20 protein-coding genes are annotated in these 22,482 nt (G+C 71.6%); 6 read left to right on the top strand and 14 right to left on the bottom strand.

Features of this window, described 5'->3' with window-relative positions; translation table 11 throughout:
* The 4 genes from ACWD04_RS28710 (at nucleotide 1) to ACWD04_RS28695 (ending at nucleotide 3,724) form a co-directional block, all read left to right on the top strand.
* Nucleotides 1–795 carry an iron-sulfur cluster assembly protein gene (locus ACWD04_RS28710; protein ID WP_451136642.1) on the top strand — a complete coding sequence of 265 codons (795 nt, stop codon included), beginning with the start codon at nucleotides 1–3 and terminating at the stop codon, nucleotides 793–795.
* Complete coding sequence (locus tag ACWD04_RS28705) at nucleotides 792–1,817, top strand: NAD(P)-dependent alcohol dehydrogenase (protein WP_451136641.1); 1,026 nt, start codon at nucleotides 792–794, stop codon at nucleotides 1,815–1,817. Before ACWD04_RS28710 ends, ACWD04_RS28705 begins: the two co-directional genes overlap by 4 nt.
* A 31-nt stretch (nucleotides 1,818–1,848) precedes the next feature.
* The gene (locus ACWD04_RS28700) at nucleotides 1,849–2,178 is read left to right on the top strand and encodes a putative quinol monooxygenase (protein WP_451136640.1); all 330 of its coding nucleotides are present in this window, start codon (nucleotides 1,849–1,851) and stop codon (nucleotides 2,176–2,178) included.
* A gap of 331 nt (nucleotides 2,179–2,509) precedes the next feature.
* Nucleotides 2,510–3,724, top strand: coding sequence for a M23 family metallopeptidase (locus ACWD04_RS28695; RefSeq protein WP_451136652.1), 1,215 nt, complete (start codon nucleotides 2,510–2,512; stop codon nucleotides 3,722–3,724).
* A gap of 169 nt (nucleotides 3,725–3,893) precedes the next feature.
* Here ACWD04_RS28695 and ACWD04_RS28690 read toward each other — a convergent pair whose 3' ends face one another.
* The 8 genes from ACWD04_RS28690 to ACWD04_RS28655 all read right to left on the bottom strand — a co-directional run bounded on the left by ACWD04_RS28690 (nucleotide 3,894) and on the right by ACWD04_RS28655 (nucleotide 11,623).
* Nucleotides 3,894–5,183, bottom strand: coding sequence for an NADase-type glycan-binding domain-containing protein (locus ACWD04_RS28690; protein WP_451136639.1), 1,290 nt, complete (start codon nucleotides 5,181–5,183; stop codon nucleotides 3,894–3,896).
* Entirely contained in the window at nucleotides 5,180–5,827 is a 648-nt protein-coding gene (locus tag ACWD04_RS28685) for a phage tail protein (RefSeq protein ID WP_451136651.1), read from the bottom strand. The genes ACWD04_RS28690 and ACWD04_RS28685 overlap by 4 nt, the downstream gene beginning before the upstream one ends.
* 14 nt (nucleotides 5,828–5,841) lie before the next feature.
* Nucleotides 5,842–7,800 (bottom strand): putative baseplate assembly protein, encoded by a 1,959-nt coding sequence (locus tag ACWD04_RS28680; protein ID WP_451136638.1) that lies wholly within the window; start codon nucleotides 7,798–7,800, stop codon nucleotides 5,842–5,844.
* Nucleotides 7,800–8,243, bottom strand: a complete 444-nt coding sequence (locus tag ACWD04_RS28675) for a GPW/gp25 family protein (RefSeq protein WP_451136637.1) — start codon at nucleotides 8,241–8,243, stop codon at nucleotides 7,800–7,802. Before ACWD04_RS28675 ends, ACWD04_RS28680 begins: the two co-directional genes overlap by 1 nt.
* Complete coding sequence (locus ACWD04_RS28670; RefSeq protein WP_451136636.1) at nucleotides 8,243–10,123, bottom strand: VgrG-related protein; 1,881 nt, start codon at nucleotides 10,121–10,123, stop codon at nucleotides 8,243–8,245. Before ACWD04_RS28670 ends, ACWD04_RS28675 begins: the two co-directional genes overlap by 1 nt.
* On the bottom strand, nucleotides 10,123–10,845 hold the full coding sequence (locus tag ACWD04_RS28665) for a CIS tube protein (protein ID WP_451136635.1): 723 nt from the start codon (nucleotides 10,843–10,845) through the stop codon (nucleotides 10,123–10,125). Before ACWD04_RS28665 ends, ACWD04_RS28670 begins: the two co-directional genes overlap by 1 nt.
* Before the next feature lie 3 nt (nucleotides 10,846–10,848).
* Nucleotides 10,849–11,286 carry a phage tail protein gene (locus ACWD04_RS28660; protein ID WP_451136634.1) on the bottom strand — a complete coding sequence of 146 codons (438 nt, stop codon included), beginning with the start codon at nucleotides 11,284–11,286 and terminating at the stop codon, nucleotides 10,849–10,851.
* 103 nt (nucleotides 11,287–11,389) lie between these two features.
* Nucleotides 11,390–11,623, bottom strand: coding sequence for a hypothetical protein (locus tag ACWD04_RS28655; RefSeq protein ID WP_451136633.1), 234 nt, complete (start codon nucleotides 11,621–11,623; stop codon nucleotides 11,390–11,392).
* A gap of 1,594 nt (nucleotides 11,624–13,217) precedes the next feature.
* Between ACWD04_RS28655 and ACWD04_RS28650 the strand changes: the two genes are divergently transcribed.
* A complete protein-coding gene (locus ACWD04_RS28650; protein WP_451136632.1) occupies nucleotides 13,218–13,568 on the top strand; it encodes a hypothetical protein in 351 nt (116 codons plus the stop codon).
* 1,366 nt (nucleotides 13,569–14,934) lie between these two features.
* On the opposite strand, the gene ACWD04_RS28645 is transcribed toward ACWD04_RS28650, so the two are convergent.
* The 4 genes from ACWD04_RS28645 to ACWD04_RS28630 form a co-directional block, all read right to left on the bottom strand.
* A complete protein-coding gene (locus tag ACWD04_RS28645; protein ID WP_014153881.1) occupies nucleotides 14,935–15,093 on the bottom strand; it encodes a DUF6760 family protein in 159 nt (52 codons plus the stop codon).
* Nucleotides 15,090–15,578 carry a hypothetical protein gene (locus tag ACWD04_RS28640; RefSeq protein ID WP_451136631.1) on the bottom strand — a complete coding sequence of 163 codons (489 nt, stop codon included), beginning with the start codon at nucleotides 15,576–15,578 and terminating at the stop codon, nucleotides 15,090–15,092. The genes ACWD04_RS28645 and ACWD04_RS28640 overlap by 4 nt, the downstream gene beginning before the upstream one ends.
* Entirely contained in the window at nucleotides 15,578–16,021 is a 444-nt protein-coding gene (locus ACWD04_RS28635; protein ID WP_033298593.1) for a phage tail protein, read from the bottom strand. Before ACWD04_RS28635 ends, ACWD04_RS28640 begins: the two co-directional genes overlap by 1 nt.
* Nucleotides 16,022–16,096: 75 nt before the next feature.
* Nucleotides 16,097–17,725 (bottom strand): phage tail sheath family protein, encoded by a 1,629-nt coding sequence (locus ACWD04_RS28630; protein WP_451136630.1) that lies wholly within the window; start codon nucleotides 17,723–17,725, stop codon nucleotides 16,097–16,099.
* 343 nt (nucleotides 17,726–18,068) lie between these two features.
* On the opposite strand from ACWD04_RS28630, the gene ACWD04_RS28625 reads away from it, so the two are divergent.
* Nucleotides 18,069–19,604: a COG1470 family protein gene (locus ACWD04_RS28625; protein WP_451136629.1), complete on the top strand. Its 1,536-nt coding sequence runs from the start codon at nucleotides 18,069–18,071 to the stop codon at nucleotides 19,602–19,604.
* A 75-nt stretch (nucleotides 19,605–19,679) separates the two neighbouring features.
* Here ACWD04_RS28625 and ACWD04_RS28620 read toward each other — a convergent pair whose 3' ends face one another.
* Nucleotides 19,680–21,791 carry an ATP-binding protein gene (locus ACWD04_RS28620; protein ID WP_451136628.1) on the bottom strand — a complete coding sequence of 704 codons (2,112 nt, stop codon included), beginning with the start codon at nucleotides 21,789–21,791 and terminating at the stop codon, nucleotides 19,680–19,682.
* Nucleotides 21,788–22,477: a DUF4255 domain-containing protein gene (locus tag ACWD04_RS28615; protein WP_451136627.1), complete on the bottom strand. Its 690-nt coding sequence runs from the start codon at nucleotides 22,475–22,477 to the stop codon at nucleotides 21,788–21,790. The genes ACWD04_RS28620 and ACWD04_RS28615 overlap by 4 nt, the downstream gene beginning before the upstream one ends.
* Between the last annotated feature and the right edge of the window lie 5 nt (nucleotides 22,478–22,482).

The following is a 22,482-nucleotide window of genomic DNA, read 5'->3' as shown; positions in this document are numbered from 1 at the left end:
ATGTCCGCCGACGCACGGGAACTGGCCGCTCGCGCGGCGCTCGACGCGGTCTTCGATCCTGAGCTGGACGAGCCGATCACCGACCTCGGCTTCGTACGCTCCGTGGCGGTGGGCGCCGACGGAGCGCTCACCGTGCATCTCAGGCTTCCCACCTCGTTCTGTTCACCGAACTTCGCGTATCTGATGGCCTCGGACTCCAAGGACGCGCTGACCGCCCTGCCCTGGGCGCGGAAGGTCGTGGTGCTCCTCGACGACCACCACGACTCGGACCTGATCAACCGCGGGCTGGCCGCGGACGCGGGCTACCGCGGAACGTTCGGGGACGAGGCGGAGAAGGATCTGGAAGCGCTGCGTCTGACGTTCCGCCGTAAGGCACACACCGCGGCGATGGAGCGCGCTCTCACCCTCCTGCTCCGCGCGAATCCGGACCTCACCGAGGAAGCCCTGCACGACGTGGTCCTCGGCAATCTCCCCGACGGGGCGGCGGCGGGCGCGCTGCGGCGGCGGCGCGCGGCGCTGGGTCTCGGCGCCGCACCGTCCGACCCGGTCCTGGTGGACGAGGAGGGGCGGCGCTTTCCGCCGGGGGAGATTCCGCTCCGGCTGCGCTTCGCCCGTGCCGTCCGGGTGTCGATCGACGGCAACGCGCACTTCTGCCGGGGCCTGCTCCGCACCCGGTATCCGCAGTCCGAGGCCGACCAGTCCCCGCGCGCCGGGGACTTCACAGACGCGGGGGGCCCCGTGCACGCGGGGGAACTCCTGCGCCCCACCGTTCCGCAGAAGGAGAACGTCTCGTGAAAGCAGTCCAGGTCGTGGGCTACGGCAGGAACCTCGAGATGACCGAGGTCCCGGCCCCCGAGGTCACCGGCCCGTTCGACGTGATCGTCAGGATCGGCGGGGCCGGCGTGTGCCGGACCGACATCCACATCCTGGAAGGGCAGTGGGCCGAGAAGTCCGGGGTGACGCTGCCGTACACGATCGGCCACGAGAACGCCGGCTGGGTCCACGCCGTCGGCAGCGCCGTCACCAATGTCTCCGAGGGCGACAAGGTCATCGTGCACCCGCTGATCACCTGCGGACTGTGCCGGGCGTGCCGGGCCGGTGACGACGTGCACTGCGAGAACAACCTCTTCCCCGGTATCGACACGGCCGGCGGGTACGCCGAGTACCTGAAGACCTCCGCGCGCAGCGTCGTGCGGATCGACGACTCCCTCGAACCGGCCGATGTCGCGGCTCTCGCCGACGCGGGTCTGACCGCCTACCACGCGGCGGCGAAGGTCGCCCGGAAGCTGCGGCCCGGTGACCGCTGCGTCGTGATCGGCGCGGGCGGGCTGGGGCATATCGGCGTCCAGGTGCTGAAGGCCATCACGGCCGCCGAGATCGTCGTCGTCGACCGCAATCCCGACGCGGTGGACCTGGCCGTCTCCATCGGGGCCGACCATGGTGTCGTCGCCGGGGGCGACCAGGTGGAACGGGTGCGCGAACTGACCGGTGGGCAGGGGGCGGAGGCGGTCATCGACTTCGTCGGTGAGGGCGGTTCCACCAAGGACGGCGTCGGCATGCTGCGTCAGGCGGGCGACTACCACGTGGTCGGTTACGGCGAGAACATCGACGTCCCGACCATCGACATCATCTCCGCCGAGATCAACTTCGTCGGTAACCTCATCGGCTCCTACAACGATCTGTGCGAGCTGATGGTCCTCGCCGCGCAGGGCCGCGTGCGCCTGCACACCGCCAAGTACCCTCTCGACCGTTTCCAGGACGCCCTGGATGACCTGGAAAGCGGCAGGATCCGGGGCCGCGCGATCCTTACTCCATGACCCCGGCCCGGACAACGAAGGAAGTGGCCCCTTGATTTTCATCACCGTGAAGTTCCGCGTCCTGCCCGAGCATGCGGACCGCTGGCCCCAGGTGGTGGAGGAGTTCACCCGGGCGACGCGCGCAGAACCAGGATGTCTGTGGTTCGACTGGTCCCGCAGCATCGAGGATCCGACGGAGTACGTCCTGGTGGAGGCCTTCCAGGACGACGAGGCCGGTGCCGCGCATGTGCACTCCGCCCACTTCAGGGCCGCTCAGGAGGCGTTGCCGCCCCATCTCGTCGCGACGCCCAGGATCGTCAACATGAAGGTCCCGCAGGACGACTGGTCGTTGCTCGGTGAGATGACCGTCCACGAGAGCTGACGGTCGCGTCGGCGGCCGGAGCCGGTGCACGGCTTGCGGCCGCCTCGCGCGTGTCCGGCGGTCGCGGTGTCGCCCGCACACAGTTCCTCGGGCGACGGCCGGCGCTGGACCTGACGTGCCGTCCCCCTGACCGGACCGGGTGGGATGTCCTGCGGCACGGGCGGCGTCGTACGGTCGCAGAGGCGGCGGAAGTCGGTCACCTCGGCTCCGCTGCCTCTCGCCCGTCCGGGTTGCACGGGGTTCGGCCAGGGCCGTCCGCGACGGATGGCATAGTGAGCCACACTGCGACGGTCGAGTAGGGAGTGTCGGGGCTGTGAGGATCGCTCGCTGGATGGTGCCGGTCATCGTCGGGGTCGTGGTGACTCCGTTATCGATCGGACTCGGAGCGGTGCTGCTCGGGTCCTCCGACGACAGCGAGGCGGCCGGCGGAGACGTCCCCGCACCGATGGGCACGGAGTTGAAGCCGGACGACGTGGGTGTTCCCGGCATGTACGCGAAGCTCTTGCGCGACGCCGCGGCCGACTGCGACGAGAAGCTGCTCACCGCGCCCGTGCTGGCGGCGCAGTTGAAGCGTGAGAGCAACTTCAACCCGAGGGCCAGGTCCATCGCGGCCGACGGGCCGGCGGACGACGAGGGCTCGCTGACGGACCCGCGGAGTGAGGAGCAACGGGCAGCGGACGAGAAGACGGGCGGGGAGCCGGCCGGAGAGGGCCTCTCCGGCGAGGAACCTGGCACCGGGCCCGGCTCCGGAGAGGGCCTTTCGGGCGAGGACCTGCCCGACGTGGCACAGGCCGAACGGCCCGTCACCAGGGGCATCGCGCAGTTCTCCGACGCCGACTGGGCGGCCGAGGGAATCGACGGCAACAACGACGGCGTCAAGGACGTCCTGGACCCCGCGGACGCCATACCGTCACTGGGCAAGAAGATGTGCGGACTCCTGCTGACCGCGAAGAAGCACCCCGGCTACCGGGGCACTCCCCTGGAACTGGCCCTGGCGGGGCATCGCTTGACCTGGAAGACGGTCGAGGAGTACGGCGGCGTGCCGCGCGCGAGTGGAGCGGACGGGGAGGCGTACGAGTACGTCAAGGCCGTCATGAAGTCCTACCCGCAGATGGTCGTCCCGGTCGGCGGCAACGTGGCCGGCGGCTGGACCCTGCCTGTCGAGGAGCCGGCCGGCACCCCGTACCACCAGCGGGGCTCCGCCTGGTCCACCGGCCTGCACACCGGCGTCGACTTCGCGATCCCCACCGGAACGCAGGTCAAGGCGATAGGACCGGGTGAGGTCGTCACGGCCGGGGCCGGCGGCGACTACGGCAATCAGGTCGTCATCCACCACGAGGACGGTACGTACAGTCAGTACGCCCACCTCTCCGAGGTGAAGGCCGTCGTCGGCCAGAGCGTCCAGGGCGGCACGCTCATCGGCTGGTCCGGCGAGACCGGCAACGCGACGGGGCCGCATCTGCACTTCGAGATCCGCACGGGGCCCGCGTTCGGGTCCGACGTCTCCCCCGTCCCGTATCTGCGCGCCAAGGGCCTGATCCTCTGAGGACGTACCGCTGGGAGGCACCGCCGTCCCGCGGCCGGTGAGACCCGACGGTGCCGACGGCCGGCTCGCCGTGAACCTTCGGCTGAAGCGACCGCCTCCTCGGCACGACCTTCCGGGAAGGCCGTGCCGAGGAGGCGGGTGTGTCCGGTAGCGGCAGTGGGGCCGGGCCCTACGTGCCGCTGGTCGTGGCGCGGGTGAAGAACTCGATCTCGGCTATCGATACCTGCTTGTCGGAGCCCACGTTGAACGCCGAGCGTATGACGAACCGTACGCTGACGACGTTCTCCGCCCGGAACTTCCGCTGCTGGGGACCGCTCATCTGGTCGAGTTTGATGTGGCGCGTGGTCTTCTTCCCGTCGGCCGTGGTGATGATCGCGTCCATACGGTGCGGCAGCGCGGCCTCGGAGAGGTCGGAAGCCTTGGCGGAGATGCCGGACGTGATGAGGATGTTCAGCAGACGGGCGGGTTCCTGGAAACGCGCCTCCACCCACTCGCCCTCGGCGGACTCCGAGACGCCGGGGCCCCACCAACTGTTGTTGATCTTGTCGAAGAGCACCTTCGGCGGGTGGCCGCCGAATGAACGGGACGCCGCGACGGCATCCGGGCTGATCTGGGCCCGCTTCGCGAAGTGGTCCCGTGCCGCGTTCCACGCGGTACTCACGTTGAACGCCGCGTAGATCACCAGCCCGAGCGCGAGGCCGTACGCGACCCACGTGAAGATGCGGCCGATGCCGCGTCGCAGCCTCGGGCGGTCGCCCGCCCACGGCGTCGGGCCGTTGCCGAAGTCCCGCATCCGGCGCCACCAGGGGCGCCGGGCCTCCGGGACGCCGGGGCGCTCCGCGAGGGACATGCCGCAGCGTCGGCAGAAGTGCCGGTCGGGGCGGTTGCCGACCTCGCACCAGGGGCACGGGGGGCCTGTCTCGTCGGCCGGTTCCCCGCTCGGGGCCTGGACCCGGGGGCGGGCCGCGACGGGCACGCCGGGGAGGACCGGGGCGGCTTCCGGTGCCGGTGCGGGTGCACTCTGGTCGGCGACCGGTACGAGCAGCGCCCTGGCGCGCGCGCTCGCGTCCGGGTCCTGGGTGGCGGCCGGAGCGGCGGAGGTCACCGGGATCGTGGGCAGGGTGTCGTCCTCCTCGGGCGCCCCCCTCGGCGGATCGGCGCGTACGGGTTCGTGCACCGTGCTCGCGCGCGGGGCGTCGGCATCCGCGTCGGCCGACGTGACCGGGATCGGGTCGGAGCCCGAGGCGCCCGAAGTGTCCGCGGGTTGCCGGCCCGCCGCACTCGAGCCCCGTTCCCTCATGTCCGGGGTCCAGCTCAGTACCGCGCCGCAGTCGTCGCAGAAGGACTGCCCCGGGGTCGGCAGCGTGCCGCACTCGGCACAGTGACGTGGCCGGTCCCCCGTGCTCCCGGTGGCCGCGGAAGAAGGTGGCGTGGAGGGGGAAGCCTGCTGACTGGTCACCTGTCGGAAGTCCTTTCGGCGGTGGTCACGTGGACCGTGTAAGGCATATGGGCGGGGCGAGCTGCCGCTACGAGGCGCTCCAGCCGGTGCTCGGCGGCGGGACCGGGCTCCGGCAGCCGTACGGTGACGTGCAGATGCGGGCGGCTCTCGCCCGGGACCGGGCCCAGGGGCCTGGCGTCCCAGGCGGCCGCGCCGCTCTCGGTGATCTCCGGCTCCACGCCGAAGGCGAGCCGTACCGCCTCGGACAGTCCGCGCCGGGTGCCGCGGATGCGGTGCAGCCGTACGGCGGCGGTCACTGCGGCGCGCAGCGCGACCGTCGCGTCCGTGTCCTGCGGGTGACCGGTGGACGGACCGGTGAGCGCGGCCTCCGTCAGGTCCCGGCCCACGGCTCCGTCGGTGCGCCCGGCCGTGTCGGGCCCCTCGGTCTCCGCTCCCACCCAGCTGCCGAGCCAGCGGGTGAAGTCCGCGGGGGCGAGCGCCGGCGTGAAGTAGGCGTCCAGACAGTCGAGCACGTTGTGGAGCGGCGCGAGGACCTCGTCGAGACCCGCGACGAAGCGCTGGGCGAGATCGTCGTCGGCGAACACCGCCGGCAGCATCACGCCCAGCGGCGCCGAGGAGCCGAGTCCGTCGACGGAGCCGCGCATGCTCCCGCTCGTGGTCACGAGGCGTCCCCTATCACCCGGACGCGGTGGTCGAACGAGAAGACGAGCGCGGGGGGTTCGAGGTCGATCCGCTCCGTGGGATCGCCGCGCTTTCCGCTGAGCGGGTCGGCGGGGTGCAGCAGCACCTCGTCCACCAGCTCGACGCCGGGCACCCGTTGCAGCACCGCGAACACCTCACCCGCCTGCACCGGACGGCCGAAGGGCCAGCCCGTGCCGTGTGCTCCCCCGGTCAGCGGGTCGAGGTGGCGGTACAGGGCGTCGTGCGCCTGCCGCCTGACCCGGTCGGTGTCGGTGCCGCGGAAGGCGTGCACCGTCGCGACGACCGTCACCCCCTGGTAGAACGGGGGCCCGACCGCCAATCGGGTTCCGATCAGGCGCCGTTCGTCCAGGTACCGGGTGATGCGCCCCAGCAGGGCGTCTCCAGGGACGAGTTGCTCGAAGCGCAGCCGGCCGCCCGGATCGGACACGGCCTGCGGGACGACCAGCACTCGTACGGCGTGCGCGCCGTGCTCGTCCGGCTCGGCCTCGAGGCAGGTGATGCGCGCGGTCTCGGGCGCCGCGCGCCGGGCGAGTTCCTCGTAGTCCCGCAGGGTCACGGCGCGGTCCTGCGCACTCAGCGCGATGGGTGCCCTGCGCTTCGCCTCCTCGACGGTCTCGCCGTCGACCCCACCGCGCGCGGCCTCCCGGTTGACGACGTCGGAGACGTACGGGATCGAGTCGCGCAGCACCTGGATGGCGCCCCTCGCGACATTGCCCGCCTTTCCGCCGCCGGTACGGTAGCGGCGGGCCCGGATGGGCGCGCCCTTGGGCGGTACGGCCCCGTACTGACGCAGGGTGCCGTCCGGTTCGCGGACGGACGGGCCGAAGGCTATCTCGCCGGTGGTCGCGTCCAGGGTGATGTGCCGGTCGGTGGGGCCCGAGGCGGCGAAGTGGCCGACGGTCTCCCAGTCGACCCAGCCGTCGCGCTCGGCGACCTGGAGGAGCAGCGGCTGCGCGTCGCCGACGACGGGGCTGTTGGCCAGCCGCAACCGGTGTCCCGGCAGCCCGGTGGACTCCCCCAGCGCCTCGTCCCGCACCGTCTCGGCGTGCACGACGCCGGTGGTGCCACCGATGCTGAACGCCTCGGCGGAGCGGATGGTGGGCGAGGTGGTGTAGAAGGGCTGGCCCTGTTCCGGCTCGGTGACCCGGCAGCGCAACCAGCCCGCCTCGCGCCGCCCGGTGCGGGAGAGCGCGTGGCCGCTGGGGACGTGCAGCACGACCTCGCCGGGGCGGTTGAGCCCGCCGGTGGTGTCCCGGTCGACGTCGCAGCCGACCCAGCCGTCGGCGGTCCACGCCTCCCAGGCGAGCGGCGGCTGTCTGGGGTCGACACCGACACCGTCCACCTGGCTGTCGAGCTCCAGGACGACCACGCAGTCCGGTACGGCGGCGCTGAGCCCGAACAGCACGCGGTCACCGGGGCGCGGGGCCTCCGTGAAGCAGTGCACGTCCTTGGACTCGGCCAGGTCCGAGGTGCGGTCGACCGCTTCCTGATCGACCCGCTGGACCACGAGGTACGACAACTCGCACGGGATCACGCTGAGTTCGCGCTCGGTGGCGAAGACCACCGCGTCCTCGGTCTGGGTACGGACCGTGGCGACCTCGGTGCCCGTCGCCAGCACGACAGGCTGCTGTTGCGGCGCCGACAGCCAGAACGTGACATCGGCGCGCGCCGCGGACGGGGGGAAGAGCGTGATCCCGATGAGGTCCAGGAACGCGAGGTGGTTCTTCTCGGGCACCCGGTTGAGCCGGTACACGATCTGGTCGGCCATGTGGGCGACCGTCTCGACGAGGGTCACGCCCGGGTCGGAGACGTTGTGGTCGGTCCACTCGGGGGCGCGCTGCTGGATGTAGCGCTTGGCGTCGTCGACGAACTGCTGGAAGCGCCGGTCGTCGAGGTTCGGGGAGGGGAGGGCCATCAGCGGTCGCTTCCAAGGTTCTCGTCGGGCGTGCCGGACCCCTCGGGCCCGTCGTGGGAGGGGATCACGTAGAACGGGAAAACCAGGCTGCGCGGGTTGTTCGTGCCCGTGATCGAGTAGCGGACGTCGATGAAGAGCACGCCCTGTTCCGCGCCGGACGTCACCGTGACGTCATCCACCTCGATGCGCGGTTCCCAGCGGTCCAGGCAGCTGTGCACCTCGTGCTGGATCCGGCCCGCGGTGGCCTCGTTGACGGGGGCGAAGACCATGTCGTGGATGGCGCAGCCGAATTCGGGCCGCATCGGCCGCTCCCCGGGTGCGGTGGAGAGGACGAGCCGGATGGCCTCCTCGACCTCGCGTTCCCCGCTGACCATGGCGATGCCGCCGGTGGGGCTGATGCGCAGCGGGAAAGCCCATCCGGAGCCGACGAACTGTTCTGCCATCAGACTCCTCCCACCGTCAGCACCGGCTTCAACTTGGAAAGGACCGCAGGCGCGTTCAGGCCGATGTCCACGCCCGAGTTGATCTTCAGGGAGAGACCCGCGGTCAACGACATGGCCGAACCGGCCATCATGTTGAGCGCCCCGCCCGAGTTCACGGACGTGAGGCCGCCCGTCTTCACGGACAGGGCGCTCGCCGCGTTGATGTTCATCGGCCCGCCGCTGCGGATCGTCAGGGAGCCCACCGCGTTCAGCGAGAGGTTGCCGCCCGCGTTGATGGCCACGGCGCCGCTCCCTCTGATGGAGACCTTCCCCTTGCTGTCCACGACGATCTCGGTCCTCGTCCGGTCCAGATTGATGGTGAGCCGGTTGTCGCCGGTGGAGAGCCGCACCCCGCGCTTGAGGCCGACGCTCTGGTCGAGCAGGTCGATACGGTTGTTGCTGCGGTCCGACAGGGTCCGTCTGGTGACCTTTCCGCGCGTCGGGTCGTACACCGGCACGTCGACGGGATCCGGCTTGTCGACGCCGTTGTAGAGGCCGCCGATGACGTACGGGTGGTCCAGGGCGCCGCGGTCGAACGCCACCAGTACCTCGTCGTCCACGTCCGGTGAGATCATGCTGCCGCCCTTGACCCCGCCGAACTGGACGGTCCGGGTCCAGTCGCTGACGTACATGTCGTCCAGCCACGGGAACCTCAGCTTGACCCTGCCCTGCCTCAACGGGTCCTTGATGTCGGTGACCAGGGCATTGGCGACGCTCGGCAGGCCGGCCGTACCCGCCCCGCCGCCTCCGGACGTGAGCCCGTACAGCGAACGCCACTGACGGCCGCTGACGTTCAGGAACGTCTCGTAGTGCTCCTGGTCGCCGAAGGTGTGGCGGGCAGCCGTGACCGTGTACTTGCCCTGGAACGGCTTCCCGACGTCCGTGAGGGTGACGGCGACCCCGGGACGCAGTTCGGTGTTGCCCCGCGCGGTGATCTCCACCTCGGCGAAGGAGGAGGTCACGTCGTCCGCCACGGCGTCGGCGGCGTGCTTGACCTCGTCGAGCTTGTCGTAGGGCGTGTCGGTCACGACGAGTTCGGCCTTGCCGAACTTCTTGGACACCTCGGACGGCTTCGTACCGATGGCGAAGCCCGAGTTGTCCGCTGCGGGCGCCTTGGATACCAGAGGCTGTTTGGTGGTGACGTTCCAGCCGCGCGCCTCGACAGCGGTCACCTGGTCGGCCGAGGTGACCGCCGCGCGGCAGCGCAGGATCTCCTCGCCTCCCTTCAGGAGGAGCGCGCCCTTTCCGCTCGGCGTGCTCTCCGGGGGCGCCAGCGCCGCGTGCTGCCGCTTGACGAACTGGAACCTGCCCTTCGAGTTGATGGACATCACCATCTCGTTCTCGTCCGCGAGCCGCTGGACGAAGTCCCAGTCGGTGACGTTGGCCTGGCTGATGAACTCGTACTGCCCCTTGGTCCGTTGGGTCTTCCCCATCGGAATGCCGTTCTTACGCGCCAGTTCGACCGCGATCTCGGTGGCGGTCTTGTTCTTGTACGCCGCCACCCGGCGCTGCCGGAGCATGCGGTGCCCCTTGTCGTAACCACGGATGACGGTGAAGGTACCGGTGCGGTCGTAGTCGGTCTCCAGGGCGGTGACCTCGCCGGTGATCAGCGGCGTGCCCTTGCCGTCCGAAAGGGGTGAGATGACCACCGGCACGCCGATCTCGACGTTCAGCTTGGCGAGGATGTCCTTCTTGTCGTCACGGAAGGTGAGCTGGAACGCACCGGGCACGCCCGCGCCGAAGTCGACGCGGCCCGCCACCAGCTTCTTGTCCTCCGGGGACTTGAGCTTCGCACCGGCGATCTGCACCGTGAGGATGTTGGAGAAACCGATATCGGTCATCAGGCGCCGACCTCTTCAGCGGCGGGAAGCATCAGCTCGGCACCGGGCGTCAGCGCCGTCGGATCGTCGATGCCGTTGGCCTCGGCGATCGTGCGCCACACCGTGGCGTCGCCGTACTCGCGCCACGCCAGGAGCGGGAGCGAGTCGCCGGCCACGACCCGGTGCACCCGGCGTGTGGTGAGCGCGCCGGAGGTGGGGTTCTGGCCGGGAGTGCTGCTCGGGATCTCGTGCAGGTTCACCTGGCAGACGGCCCGGATGGGCATTCCGTTGGTGTTGAAGAGGGTGTACTGGGCCTCCACGGAGCTGACGTACGCGTTGAAGCGGGCCGTGGAGAAGGCACCCCACTCGAAGACCACCCACGGAGTCGACGGCTGCTTCGCCGCGATGCTGGCGGTGGTCGTCTCACAGCAGGAGAAGAGGGCTTCGACCTTCTTGCGCACATCGCTGCTGTCCGGCTCCTCGGAGCGATCGAGGAAGATCTCCACGGTCATCTCCCGGGGCTCGGGCCCCATGAACTCCGGGACCGCGCCGTCCCTCACCGCGGCGGTGGGCGTGGTCTTCCACTGAGCCCTGCGGGTCAGCGACAACTGGGACGGGTTGAAGTCGAAGTTGAACGTCTTCATGAGCGCGCCGGGTTTGGTGCTGCTGCCGATCGGCGGCTGGTGGATGGCGAGCGTCGCCCGGACCAGGCTGTCACCGATGCCGAAGCTGGAGAATCTCATCGATTACGCCTCCCCCGCGTCCGTGAACCCGTGATGGGCGATCTCCAGGACCTCGGTGGCCACGGCGGGGCTCGCCGGGTCGAAGGAAGGACCGCGCCAGCTCACCGGGAGTACGTCGATCAGCCCCCACTGGGCGACCATCGAACCGTCCGCGCGCAGCGCGGCGATCTGCCCGGTGGGCCGGGTCACCCCCGTGGTCACGGAGGAGATCCACTCCGCCACCTTCGCGGTGTCCTCCGTGAGGGGCCGGGTCAGCGTGATGTTGGAGAAGGTGACGCGGGAGGGCAGCTGCCAGACGAATCCGTTGTTGCCGCCCTCCTGCCGCTGCTCGATCTCGACCTGGGACGAGAGCCCTTCGCAACCGTTGAAGTTGCCCAGGCTCTCACCGTCGATGGTGAGGTTGAAGAAGATGGTGGAGCCTGCGTCGAGTTCCTGGGGCATCGGGTGGGGCCTTCCTGCGGTTCCACGTGCGGTCGGGGGGCCGGCGGGGCCGGACGTACGGGCTTGCGGGACGGATCGTGCGGCTCGGCTCTCGCACGGACTGTCAGTGGCGTGGGTCGCGCAGCCTGCCGACCCGCTCCCGGTCGAGCCGCAGCTCGGTGCGCAGCAACCGGGTCATCGGCCCGATCATCCGGTGGACCAGCTCGGCCATCTGGTCCTCTTTCAGCTCGCGCGGTTTGAACTGGCTCGTCACGGAGGGCGGGGGCCTGTCCCGGGAGGCCTCGCCCTCGCCACTCCGCCCCGCCGCGACGGACGTGGCGCGGCGCTGTGCGGTCACACGCGCAGGAGCGGGTGCTGGTGTCCGGACCGGGGCCGGAGCCGCGGAGGGGGGCTGAGAGGGCCGCGCGGCCGGGACGGCGGGCGCCCGCTGCACGGGGAGCGCGGCGGCCGGAGCGGGCCGGGCGGGCACCAGGGGCACGACGGGGCTCCGGACAGGCCGGTCCACGGAGGCGGCCTGGACACCGGAGGCTTCGGGAGGGCGGGAGCCTCCGGGAGCGCCCGGCACCGGCGGGTGAGCGATCCCGGCCGGGACGGGCGGCGCTGACGCGGACGCGGAACGCTGAACGACCGGGAGAGCCGCGGCGACACCGTTGAGATGGTGCCCTCCGCCGCCGGGTCGCACAGGCGTGGACGGCATGGCGGGAGGGGCGGAGCGGGCGGTTGTCCGGGGCAGTGGCCGGACGGCAGCGGGGGGCACCGGCGACGGCGCCACCGAACGCTGCACCGCGTGCCGGCGAGCACCGACCGTTACGGCGGCTCCCGAGGCCGCACCTGCTGCGGCCGCGCTCCGGACGCGGTGCGGACGCACGACGGCCGGGGCGCTCCTCGTCGTCGGAGCGGGGGCCGTCGCACGCGAGGAGCGTGGTGCGGCATCGCGGACGCCCGGCGGCGCGGAGACTCCGGCAGCGGGTGCGCGCCGCGCGGTGGCCGCCGGCGCGCTGCCCGTCACCGCGGCAGAGGCTGCGGTCTCCGGACCCACCGGAGGCGGCGTGAACCCGGCGGCCGTGACCGGTCGCGAGGAACCCACCAGCGGGGCGACCGGCATGGGCCGCGACCGCGACGCCGAAGGAGCGTCGGCCGACGCCACGGGCACGGCGGGCGTTCGCCCCCCGGACGGCAGGGCACTCGTGGGCGCCACCGGGTTGCGGGAGGCCGGAACGGAGGCGGGGGTCCGGGGCGGGGGCTGGGCGAGGGACGACCGCTGCACAGGCAGCGCGCCGCCCTCACGGCCGGGTCCGGGTGCGTCGTTCGCGAGGGGCCTCACCGGCTCCGGTTTCGCAGAGCCGGTGTCGGAGACGGGTGCGGGACCGGCGCCGAGTACGGGCAGCGACCGTGTGCGGCTCACAGGCGGGACGGCCGAAGCCGCTCCCGGCCGCCGCACCGTCACGGTGGGCGGTGCTGCCCGCTGCACCGGCGTCGCAGCGGCCGGCCGGGCTGCTGCCGATCCGCGCGACGCCACGGGCGGCGTCGAACCCAGCGACGGAGCATCTCTGTCGGCGCCGGCCCCCTCGGATCCGCTCAGCGGTCGTACAGGCGCGCTGGGCACCGCCTCACCAGAGGCCACTGCTGGACCGCCGGCAACCGGACCGGAACGGCGAACCTCGGCCGGGTGGGCGGATGACGAAGGAAGAACGGTACGGGGGCCGGGTGCGGGTGCCGGGCCCCGTACGGGAACACGCCGCACCGACGGTTCGCCGGCAGGGCCGGATTTACCACCCGGCCCTGCCGGCGTCGGCACAGCACCGTGATCAGTTGTCCCTGGGGCGGCGAGCCGCTGTACCGCTGCGGAACCGGAACCACCAGCCCTTCCCGCACTCGAATCGGCCGCCGAGGCGGAGCTCGCACGCGTCGGGACGACAGGTCGCACAGGGGTGGCGGGCCCCGGCACCGCGCCGCTCGCACCCGTACCGGAGCTGGAGGAGCTGGTGGGCTCGGAGACGTCGGCCTCCGGAACCGGACGGAGCCCCGCTGCCATCGGCCCACGTCGGCTCGGTGACGCCCCGTCAGGGACGTCGCGCCGCTGTACGGGCAGCGCCGGCGCGGAAGCGGTGGCGGGCGCCACCGGCCCAGCCGCAGGCCGCGCGGACGGCGCAGGCGGCGACGGCGGGGCGCTCGGCCGGCCGCCGGCCGCCGGTGAACGCTGTACGAGGGGGGTGTGGCCGGGAGCCGGGGCACCGGTCTGCCGGCGCACCGCGGGGGCGGCCGCCGGGCTGGCCGCCTGACCGCCGACAGGCCGGCTCGACGGAGCTCCCAGCCCGGGCCGGACGGCCGGACGTGGCCCGGGTGCACCCGTTCCGGGCGTACCGGCCCCGGACGGGCCTGTCCCCGACGTACCGGCCGCGCGCGCAACAGCTTCCGGCCCGGCCGCAGGTGCCCCGCGCACAGGAGACGTCCCGCTGTTCCCGCCACCGCCGGACGCAGACGCCCGCCCCGACGGCACTTCGCCCCCGGAGATGCCCGGGGGCGTGACTGCCGGCGATTCCGGTGCCTGCCGTATCGGCGGTGCCTGCGGTGCCTGCGGTGACGGTCGTACGACGGGGGCGGCGATGCCGCGACGCTGCTGTGCCGGGGAGGTCCGCGCCGTCGGTGGCGCCGGGGGCACCACCGGTCCTGACATCGGGGGGCCGAGCGACGAGCGCCGCGGCGGGGCGGAGCCCGCCGGTCCGGCCGCCCGGCCGGGAGCGCCGGCCTCCCGTCGCTGTACGGGGAGTGAGGCGGTGTGAGCCGGACGGCTCCGGTCCGACGGCGGTGCCGCCTCGGGCGCCCCCGTCGGCCCCGGTCGCCGGGGGCCCGGCGGCTCCGTCCGCGCGGAACCGCCGCGGGGCCCGTCCTGGCCTCCCTCCGGGCGCTGCACAGGGACGGCGCCGGCCGGAGTCCCGGCGGAGGGCGGGAGAGCAGGGCGGGGAGCGGGAGCCGGAGAAGAGGTGGCGGAAGGCGAAGGCACCTGCGGCGGAGCGGACGTCGGCACAGACACCCGCGCGTCTGCCCCTGCCGCCGGGGCAGGCGTCGTCCTGCTCGGCAACACCGCGGGCAGCACCCGGCGCTGGACCTTGGCCGGGGCTGAAGCCCGGGTCAGCGCCGAGGGCGTGGACCCCGGCCGGGGCCGGACGGGAGCGACCCGCGGGCCCAGGGCGCGCTGGACCGAAGGCCCCTGCCGATCGGTCCGGCCGCCCGGATCGCCGCCCTCTCCGTCACCGCCGCCCGTCGGGGCCGCCACCGGGTAGAGCCTGGCCTCTCCGGGGGCTGCCGGCCCGGAGCCCAGGGCGAACGACACCGTGTCCTTGATGAGACCGGTCGGAGCATCGTCCAGGACCGCGTGCGAGAGCGTCCCGGAGAAGGAGTGGTTCTGCCAGGTGGCCAGCGAGCCACCGAAGTCAGCGGACGCGACCGTCTGCCTCGCCGGTGCCCGCAGCGCGCGCTGGATCGGCGGCAGACCGGCCCAGTCCCGTCCCCGGCCGGGGACGCCGGCACCGTCGCCGGCGGACGCCTCGGGGGCGGGTGCCGTGACGCCCTCGCCCTGCGCCTGGCCCAGGCCACGGCTCTGGTTCCTGCCTCGGCCCCGGCCCTTGAGCCGGTCGAATATGCCCATCACCGCTCCGTTGCAGCACGCGTCACCAACGTGGCGATCTGCTCGGCATATCGCCGCCGCTCACGGTGTTCCAGATCCAGGATGTCGTCGAGGTTCCAGTGGAAGTGGTAGGCGATGTACGCGATCTCCTCATGAATCCGGTCGGTCGCGTACGTCACGATTCCCCCAGGCGGCTCCCGCCGAGCTCGACCTCGAACGGCTGCTCGCAGTGCGGGCAGGACACGCCGGCCCTGGTGTGGCCCTCGGCGTTGACCTGACGGTAGAAGTCCTGCAGAAAGGCGAGGTCGGAGGCGAACATGTTCTCCACCACGCCGTCGTGCATGTGTGCCACGGTGCCCAACTGGGTGATGACCCGGCCGAGCAGCACCACCGAGAGATACGCGGGGTTCTCCTGCACCCGCATGTCCCGCAGCGGGATCAGCTCGTCCCGGGCGGTCGCCAGCCGCATGACACCCTCGCGGTGCACGGTTCCCATGTCGTCCACGTACCCGCGCGGCAACTCGAACGCGAACTCCGTTTGCAACTGCTGCCGTGCGGGCGGTGCTTGTGCCGGTGCGACGGCCGGGGCCGTCACGTCCGCGGGAGCGGGCGTGACGGCAGCGGCGCCGGCGCCGGTGGCGGGCCTGGCCGGTCCACGGCGCATTACTCGGTGACCAGCTCTTCGTAGACGATCGTGACGGTCTCGGTCATCACGGAGGCCTCGCCGGCCGTCGCCGCCGCACCCATGACCTTGGTGCACCAGGCGTTGCGCAGGTGCTGACGCCTGACCGGGTTGTACTGGTAGTCCATGTAGATGATGCTCGCGTTCTTGCGGGCCGAGCCCATGTCACCGCGCAGCGAGGCGTTGATCCACTCGGTGAAGGCGGTGGACTGCTCCATCCCGCGTGTGACGGTGGTCTCGCCGGCCTTCTTCACGCCGGGCATCTTCTTGGTGATCGGCTGGCCGTTCGCCGAGACCTGCTGGTACTCGATGACGTCCTGTTCCATCCCCACCTCGCCCACGGCGTGGAGGTACTCGACCATGACTCCGTCGATCTGGAGGCCGAAGTTGTGGGTAGTGAGGGCATCACCCTGGGAGAGACTCATGAAAGCCGTTCCTTCTACTGGTGCTGGGGCCTGTGGCTGTACGCGAGGTCAAGCGGGTCCGGAGTGTGTGACGTCCTACTCCTCCAACTCGCCGCTGCCGCCGGAGAACTGCGCCAGCCGGAAGATCACGAACTCGGCGGGCTTGACCGGCGAGACCCCGATCTGGCAGATGACCCGTCCCAGGTCCACCGACTCCGGGGGGTTGGTCTCGGCGTCGCACTTCACGTAGTAGGCGTCCTCCGGCGTGGCGCCGAACAGCGCGCCGCTGCGCCACTCCGTCACCAGGAACGCCGAGATGTTCCGCCTGATCCGGGCCCACAGCGCCTGGTCGTTGGGCTCGAACACCACCCACTGCGTGCCGTTGAGGATCGACTCCTCCAGGTAGTTGAAGTACCTGCGGACGTTGAGGTAGCGCCAGGCCGGATCGGAGGAGAGGGTGCGCGCACCCCAGACGCGGATGCCGCGGCCGGGGAAGGTGCGGATGCAGTTGACTCCGATCGGGTTGAGCAGGTCCTGCTCGCCCCGGGTGATCTGCATCTCCAGGTCGACGGCGCCCCGGACGACCTCGTTGGCGGGGGCCTTGTGCACGCCACGCTCGGAGTCGTTGCGGGCCCAGATGCCGGCGACGTGGCCGCTCGGCGGGATCAGCCGGGTCTGGCCGCCGGCCGGGTCGAAGACCTTGATCCACGGGTAGTAGAGAGCCGCGTACTTGGAGTCGTAGTTGGACGTCTCCTGACGCCACACCCGGATCTGCCTGGCGTTGAGGCCGGGCGGCGGGTCGATGATCGCCAGCCGGTCGCCCATCAGTTCGCAGTGGGCGATCAGACCGAGCTGGACGGCCTTCACGGCCTCCAGGTCGATCGCGCCGCGCTGGTAGGCGGCCATCAGGTCGGGGACGGCGACCATCGAGATCTCGTCCACCGCTTCGAGACCGCCGAAGCCGGTGCGGTCCGAGGAGTCGCCGAGGTACTCGGCTATGCCGACGGACTCGCTCTCCGCCGCGTCCGGCACCGCGGGGGTCTGCGCGGCGGCGACAGGCGCCTCGAGCGCGACCGTCTGGTTGTCGGGGCGGGCGAGTTGCGAGGCCGCGGCCCCTTCCTGCACGGAGATCAGCTTGGAGCGTTCCTTGACCTGAGCGACCACATAGTTGCGGGCGCTCTTCTTCGCCGAGACGTCGAAGGTCTCGACGGGCTTCGTGCCGTCCTTGACGACCAGCCGGAAACGCTCGGCGGGGCCCTCGCCCTCGGCGTCCGTGACCTCGACGCTGAGGGTGCCGCTCTCGCCGGGCGCGACGGCCGACACCTTGAACGTACCCAGGGCCTGGGGCTCCCCGGCCGTCAGTGCGGCAGGCGCCGCGGCACCGGCGGCGACGGCCGACCGGCCGCGCTGTCCGCCGACCGGGTCGGTACCCTCGCCCGCCGCGCCTGTCACTCCGCCGGGCGCTCCGCCCACGCGGACCACATAGGCGGCGGACCCTCCGTTGTTGAAGAAGCCGTACACCGAGTGCGCCAGGAAGTAGCCGTCGGTGAACTCGCCGAAGGAAGCCACGTACTGGGTCCAGTTGGTGACCAGCGTCGGCTCGTTCAGAGGACCGTCGGGCGCCAGCCCGACGAATGCGGCCACCGAGGTGCCGACCCCCTCGATCGGACGAGAGCCGCTGGCCACCTCTTCCACGTACACGCCCGGCGAAAGGTAAGACGGCATGCTCTGCTCTCCTCGAGGTACCGATACAAGGCCAGACTCAACACTCGCGGCAGAGGTGCGAGCGGGTAAACGCCCTTCAGTGCCTTGTCGAGGGCACCGCACATGCCCCCAAGGGCAACAGGGAAGGCCCCCGAGGTCTCCTCGCGTCATCACGGCTCCTGGAGGGACGCGGCGGGGCGGCATCGGGCGCCGCACCGTGGAGTGCGGCCGCTGGCGCGGTCCCCGCCCCTCGACCGGAGTCGCACGCGAAGGGACGCGAGGGCAGCGCGCGTTACCTTTCGGGCAGCGGCACTACCCCGCGTCCTCTGACATCGCCTCTCCCATGGGCAGTAGCGTCCGTCGGGTGACCACCTGGACATCTCTGGAGCCCGCCTCGACCACGGTCGACCCGGGCAGCAGCACCACCGTACGACTGCGTCTGCGCAACACCGGCGACGTCGTCGATGAGTACCGCTTCGAGGCGGTCGGCGACGTCGCACCGTACGTCTCGGTGGAACCGCCTTCCCTCAGGCTCTTTCCAGGTACCACCGGAGTCGTGGAGCTGACGTTCGCCCCGCCCAGAACCCCGGACGCGACCGCGGGGCCGCACCCGTACGGTGTGCGCATCCTGCCCACCGAGCACCCGGAGACCACCACGGTCGCCGAGGGCAACGTCACCTTCACCACGTTCATGGAGGTGCGGGCCGAGCTGGTCCCGCAGACCGTCAAGGGGCGCTTCAGGGGCCGGCCCAAGCTGGCCGTCGACAACCTCGGCAACACCGTGCTCACGGCGTCGATCGGCGGCGGGGACAAGGCCAGCGACGACCTCTCGTACGAGATCGTCCCGTCCAACGTCCAGATCCGGCCCGGCCGCGCCGCCTTCGTCGACGCGACGCTCAAGCCCCGGCAGATCACCTGGGTGGGGCAGAAGCAGGAGCGGCCCTACGAGCTGTCGGTGCGACGCTCGGGGTTCGAGCCCCTGGCGGTGAACGGGACGTACGTACAGCGCAGTCTGCTGCCGCTCTGGATGATGACCACGCTGAGTCTGCTGCTCGCTCTCACCATCACCGGCCTCGTGCTCTGGTTCACCTACAAGGCACCGGTCCGCACCCTCGCGCAGCCGAAGCTCGAGCAGGCGGCGGCCACCGCGCTGCCGGATGAACCGCCGGAGCAGCCGGCCCAGAAGCCCACGCAGGACACCGAGCCCTCCGAGAAGCCGGATTCGTCGGGCGGCGGCGGAGGGAGCGAGGAGAAGCCCGCGAAGGAGGAGAAGAAGGTCGAGCGGGGCCCGCTGCCCATCACGTCGGAGGACAAGCCGAACCTCTTCGTGCAGTTCGCACAGGTACGGCTGGCCTCGGGGGCAGGTGGCTGCAAGCTGACCGCCGCACACACGGTGGGCAAGCTGGACGCTGCGACCGAGAAGGCGCTGAAGTGCTTCCAGCAGTCCAACGACTCGACGTACGGCGACTTCAGCGCGCTGGCGAAGACCGACGGACTCGGAAACCTGGGCCGCTCCACGATGACCGCGCTCCTCGCATCGCACTTCGTCGACGCGAAGACGGTGTCGCTGAAGGCGGACGAGCCCAGCCCGGAGGTGCCGTGGGTGCGGAACGTCATGCTCTGGGGCACGCAGGCCGAGTTCGACGACGGCGACCTGACGATCACGGTCGCGTGCACGAAGGCCAACATCGACTACCTGCGCGAGCACGTACAGCGCAAGGAGAAGCCGACCCCGGGCCTCTTCAGCAGGATCAAGGAGTACCAGGGCCAGTTCGCTGCCGAGCAGACCGGGGTCCTCGACGAGTTGACGCTCAACAAGACGAAGGTGGGCTGGATCAACGGACAGGACGAGCCGGGCACGGTGACGGCCAAGGACTGGCTCCCGGCACCGATGGAGTAGACGACCCGGGTCGTCGCCCCGGGGGCCGGGGGCCTGCCGTCCTGGTGGACGACCCCGGCCCCCGGCGCGACCGGCCTACCAGGACGCGTCGTCCAGGACCAGCCGGCCCGCCTTGCGGTACTCGCGCCGGGCGCCCGCCAGCAGATCCGCCGTCGAGACGCCGTCGCCGCGGCCCGCCGCCGCGTACGCGGCCGTGACGACCGCGCTGCGGATCGAGCCGCCCGCCAGCTCGAAGTCCGCCGCGCAGGACGCCGGATCGATGTCGTCGGCGCACGGGACGTGGGCGAGGCTGTGCCGCCAGAGCGCCAGGCGCTGCACCTCGTCGGGGAAGGGGAAGTCCACCACCAGGTCCAGCCGGCGTGTGAAGGCGTCGTCGATGTTCGAACGCAGGTTGGTGGTCAGCAGAGCGATGCCGTCGAACGACTCCAGACGCTGGAGCAGATAGGCGCTCTCCATGTTCGCGTGGCGGTCGTTGGAGCTGCTGACCTCGGAGCGCTTACCGAAGACGGCGTCCGCCTCGTCGAAGAGCAGCACCGCGTCCGTCCGGTCGGCCTCGGTGAAGATCCGCTCCAGGTTCTTCTCCGTCTCACCGACGTACTTGTCAACGATGGACGGCAGCTGTACGACGTAGAGATCGAGGCCGAGTGCACCCGCGACCACCTCGGCGGAGAGCGTCTTCCCGGTGCCGGAATCGCCCGCGAACAGCCCCACCACGCCCCGCCCACGCCCGCCGCCCGCGCTCAGCCGCCAGTCGCCGAGCACCCGGTCGCGGTGCTGGGCCCGAAGGACCAGTTCATGTAGCTGTGCCAGCGGGCCCTCGGGCAGCACGAGGTCGTTCCAGCCGACGTCGGGCCGGATACGGCGGGCGTGCCGCTCGAGACCCGATGCGGACTGCTGCCGGGCCGCGAGCCGCAGATGTGCGGCGGACAGCTCCGTACCGTCGAACGCGGCGAGGTCCAGCGCCGCGCGGGACGCGCGGTCGATCCCGCCGGGCCCGAGCCGGTACGCGGCGACGACCGGCGCCAGGTCGAACTGCGGCTCCTCCGGGCCGAGCGCCGCCCGCCAGGCGTCGAGATCTCCGGCACGCTGCCGGGGCGCGTCCAGCACGATGGGGTCGCGCCCCCTGTCCCACCACTGCGGGTCGTACGGGCGCGAGTCCGCGAGCAGCACCGGGATGTCGTTCACCGCGAGCGCCCGGAGCAGCTCCTGGGGCTTCTCGGGCAGCGAGCTCACCACGATCGCGCGCCCGGTCAGCCTCGCCTCACGGAGCAGTTCCCGGTACGGGAGGCGCTCCCCCGCCGTGCGTTCCACCGGCGCGTGCTCCTCGGGGCGGTGACCCCCCGGGCGTTCCCCCGGGACGAGATGCAGGGCCGGGACACCGGCCGCGCCCAGGGCGACGGTGGCGAAGGCGAGCCCGTCGCCGTCGCGGTGCTCACGCAGGTAGACCATGAGCGGACGCGCCGAAAGCTGATCCGCCAGCCTCCGTACCAGCGGGTCCACGCCGTGCACCGTGCCGGTGCTCGCCGCCCCCTCCGGGCTCTTAGCGTCCTCTTCCACGGGCAGGTACGGAAGCAGGCGTACGGTCCCCTCCAGCGCCGAGTCCGGGGTGTCGTCGCCCAGCAGATGGGCGACGACCCTGTCGGGAACGCGCAAGGAGCGGCTGAGGAAGGGGCGTTCGGGATCGTCGATCTCGATCAGTCCGCGAGTGAGCAGCCGCGCGGCCGGACGGAATCGGGACCGTCCGGCGGCGGAGTGCGTGGGGACCCCGCACAGGTCGAGCGCGAGCGCGACGGTCGCCCGGCGACGTGTGACGTCGTCGTTGAGGTAGCCGTACAGCGACTCGAACGTGCGGTCCAGGTCGGGGGCCAGCGCGATCAGCAGGATCTGGGTGTCGAGCGGGCTGAGCTCCAGCCAGTGGGCGAGCCAGTGCAGGCGGTCGTCGTCGGACGGCTCGGGCTTCTCCGCGGTCTCCGGTTCCCCGGACCCGCCCAGCTCGTCCGGGCCGGCGGGACGGGCGCCCCCCGTACTCCCGGACAGCAGGTGCCGTACCGCGTCGCCCGTCAGATACATCCCTCGCATCGGATCGGCGGCCGTCGGGTCGGTGGCGCTGCGATGCTCGACGAGGTCGGCCACCCGCTCGCGCAGCTCTGCGAGCCGTTCGAGGAGCGGAGAGGAGTGGTCGCTCACTTCCGCTGCTCCTGCGGCGTTCCTGTCGTGCCGTGCTTCTGCGCGAAGTCCTTCTTGGCGACTTCGACGCTCTCCGCGCTGTGGTGACGCACGGGACTGTCGTCGGGCCGGCCTTCCGTCCCACGTACCTGAACGCCGAGCCCTTCCGTGACGGGCGGACCGACCCTGTACTCGGGGTAGGCCAGGAAGGGCGCGGTGATCACCACGTCGAGCGAGGGTTTGAGTTCGCCGCCGAGCGCGGACCAGATGTCCGCGAGTGAGCGCGCCTCGGTGTGCAGCCCCGCGACGGTCAGCGGGACGGAGAGGCCCAGTCCGGCGAGTGTGCCGGTCAGGTCCTCCGGTGGGAGGATCTCCTTGGGCAGCAGCGTGTGCAGTACGGCGGAGAGCATCCGATGTTCGTCCTGCGGGCGCTTGGTCCAGGCCGTGACGAGGTATGAGAGCCGGAACCAGCGTGGCGGCTGGTGCTGTTTGAGGACGATCCCTTGCTCGTCGCGGAGCGACATCTTGCCGCGCTGGCGCCGCTTGGTGTCCTCGCGGATGTCGTAGAGATACGCGTCGATGGTAGGGGCGTTCCGTCTGGCCGCCCACTCGCGCGTCGGGGCGTCGAAGGTGACCTCGACGTCGGACCCGGCGAAAGCGCCGCGGACGAGCAGCCCTCTCAGGATGTCATCCACCTCGTGGATCACGGTCG

The sequence above is a fragment of the Streptomyces sp. NPDC002911 genome, assembly GCF_053591835.1.
Note: the sequence above shows the minus strand (reverse complement) of the source record. Positions and strands in the feature narration are given on the sequence as shown.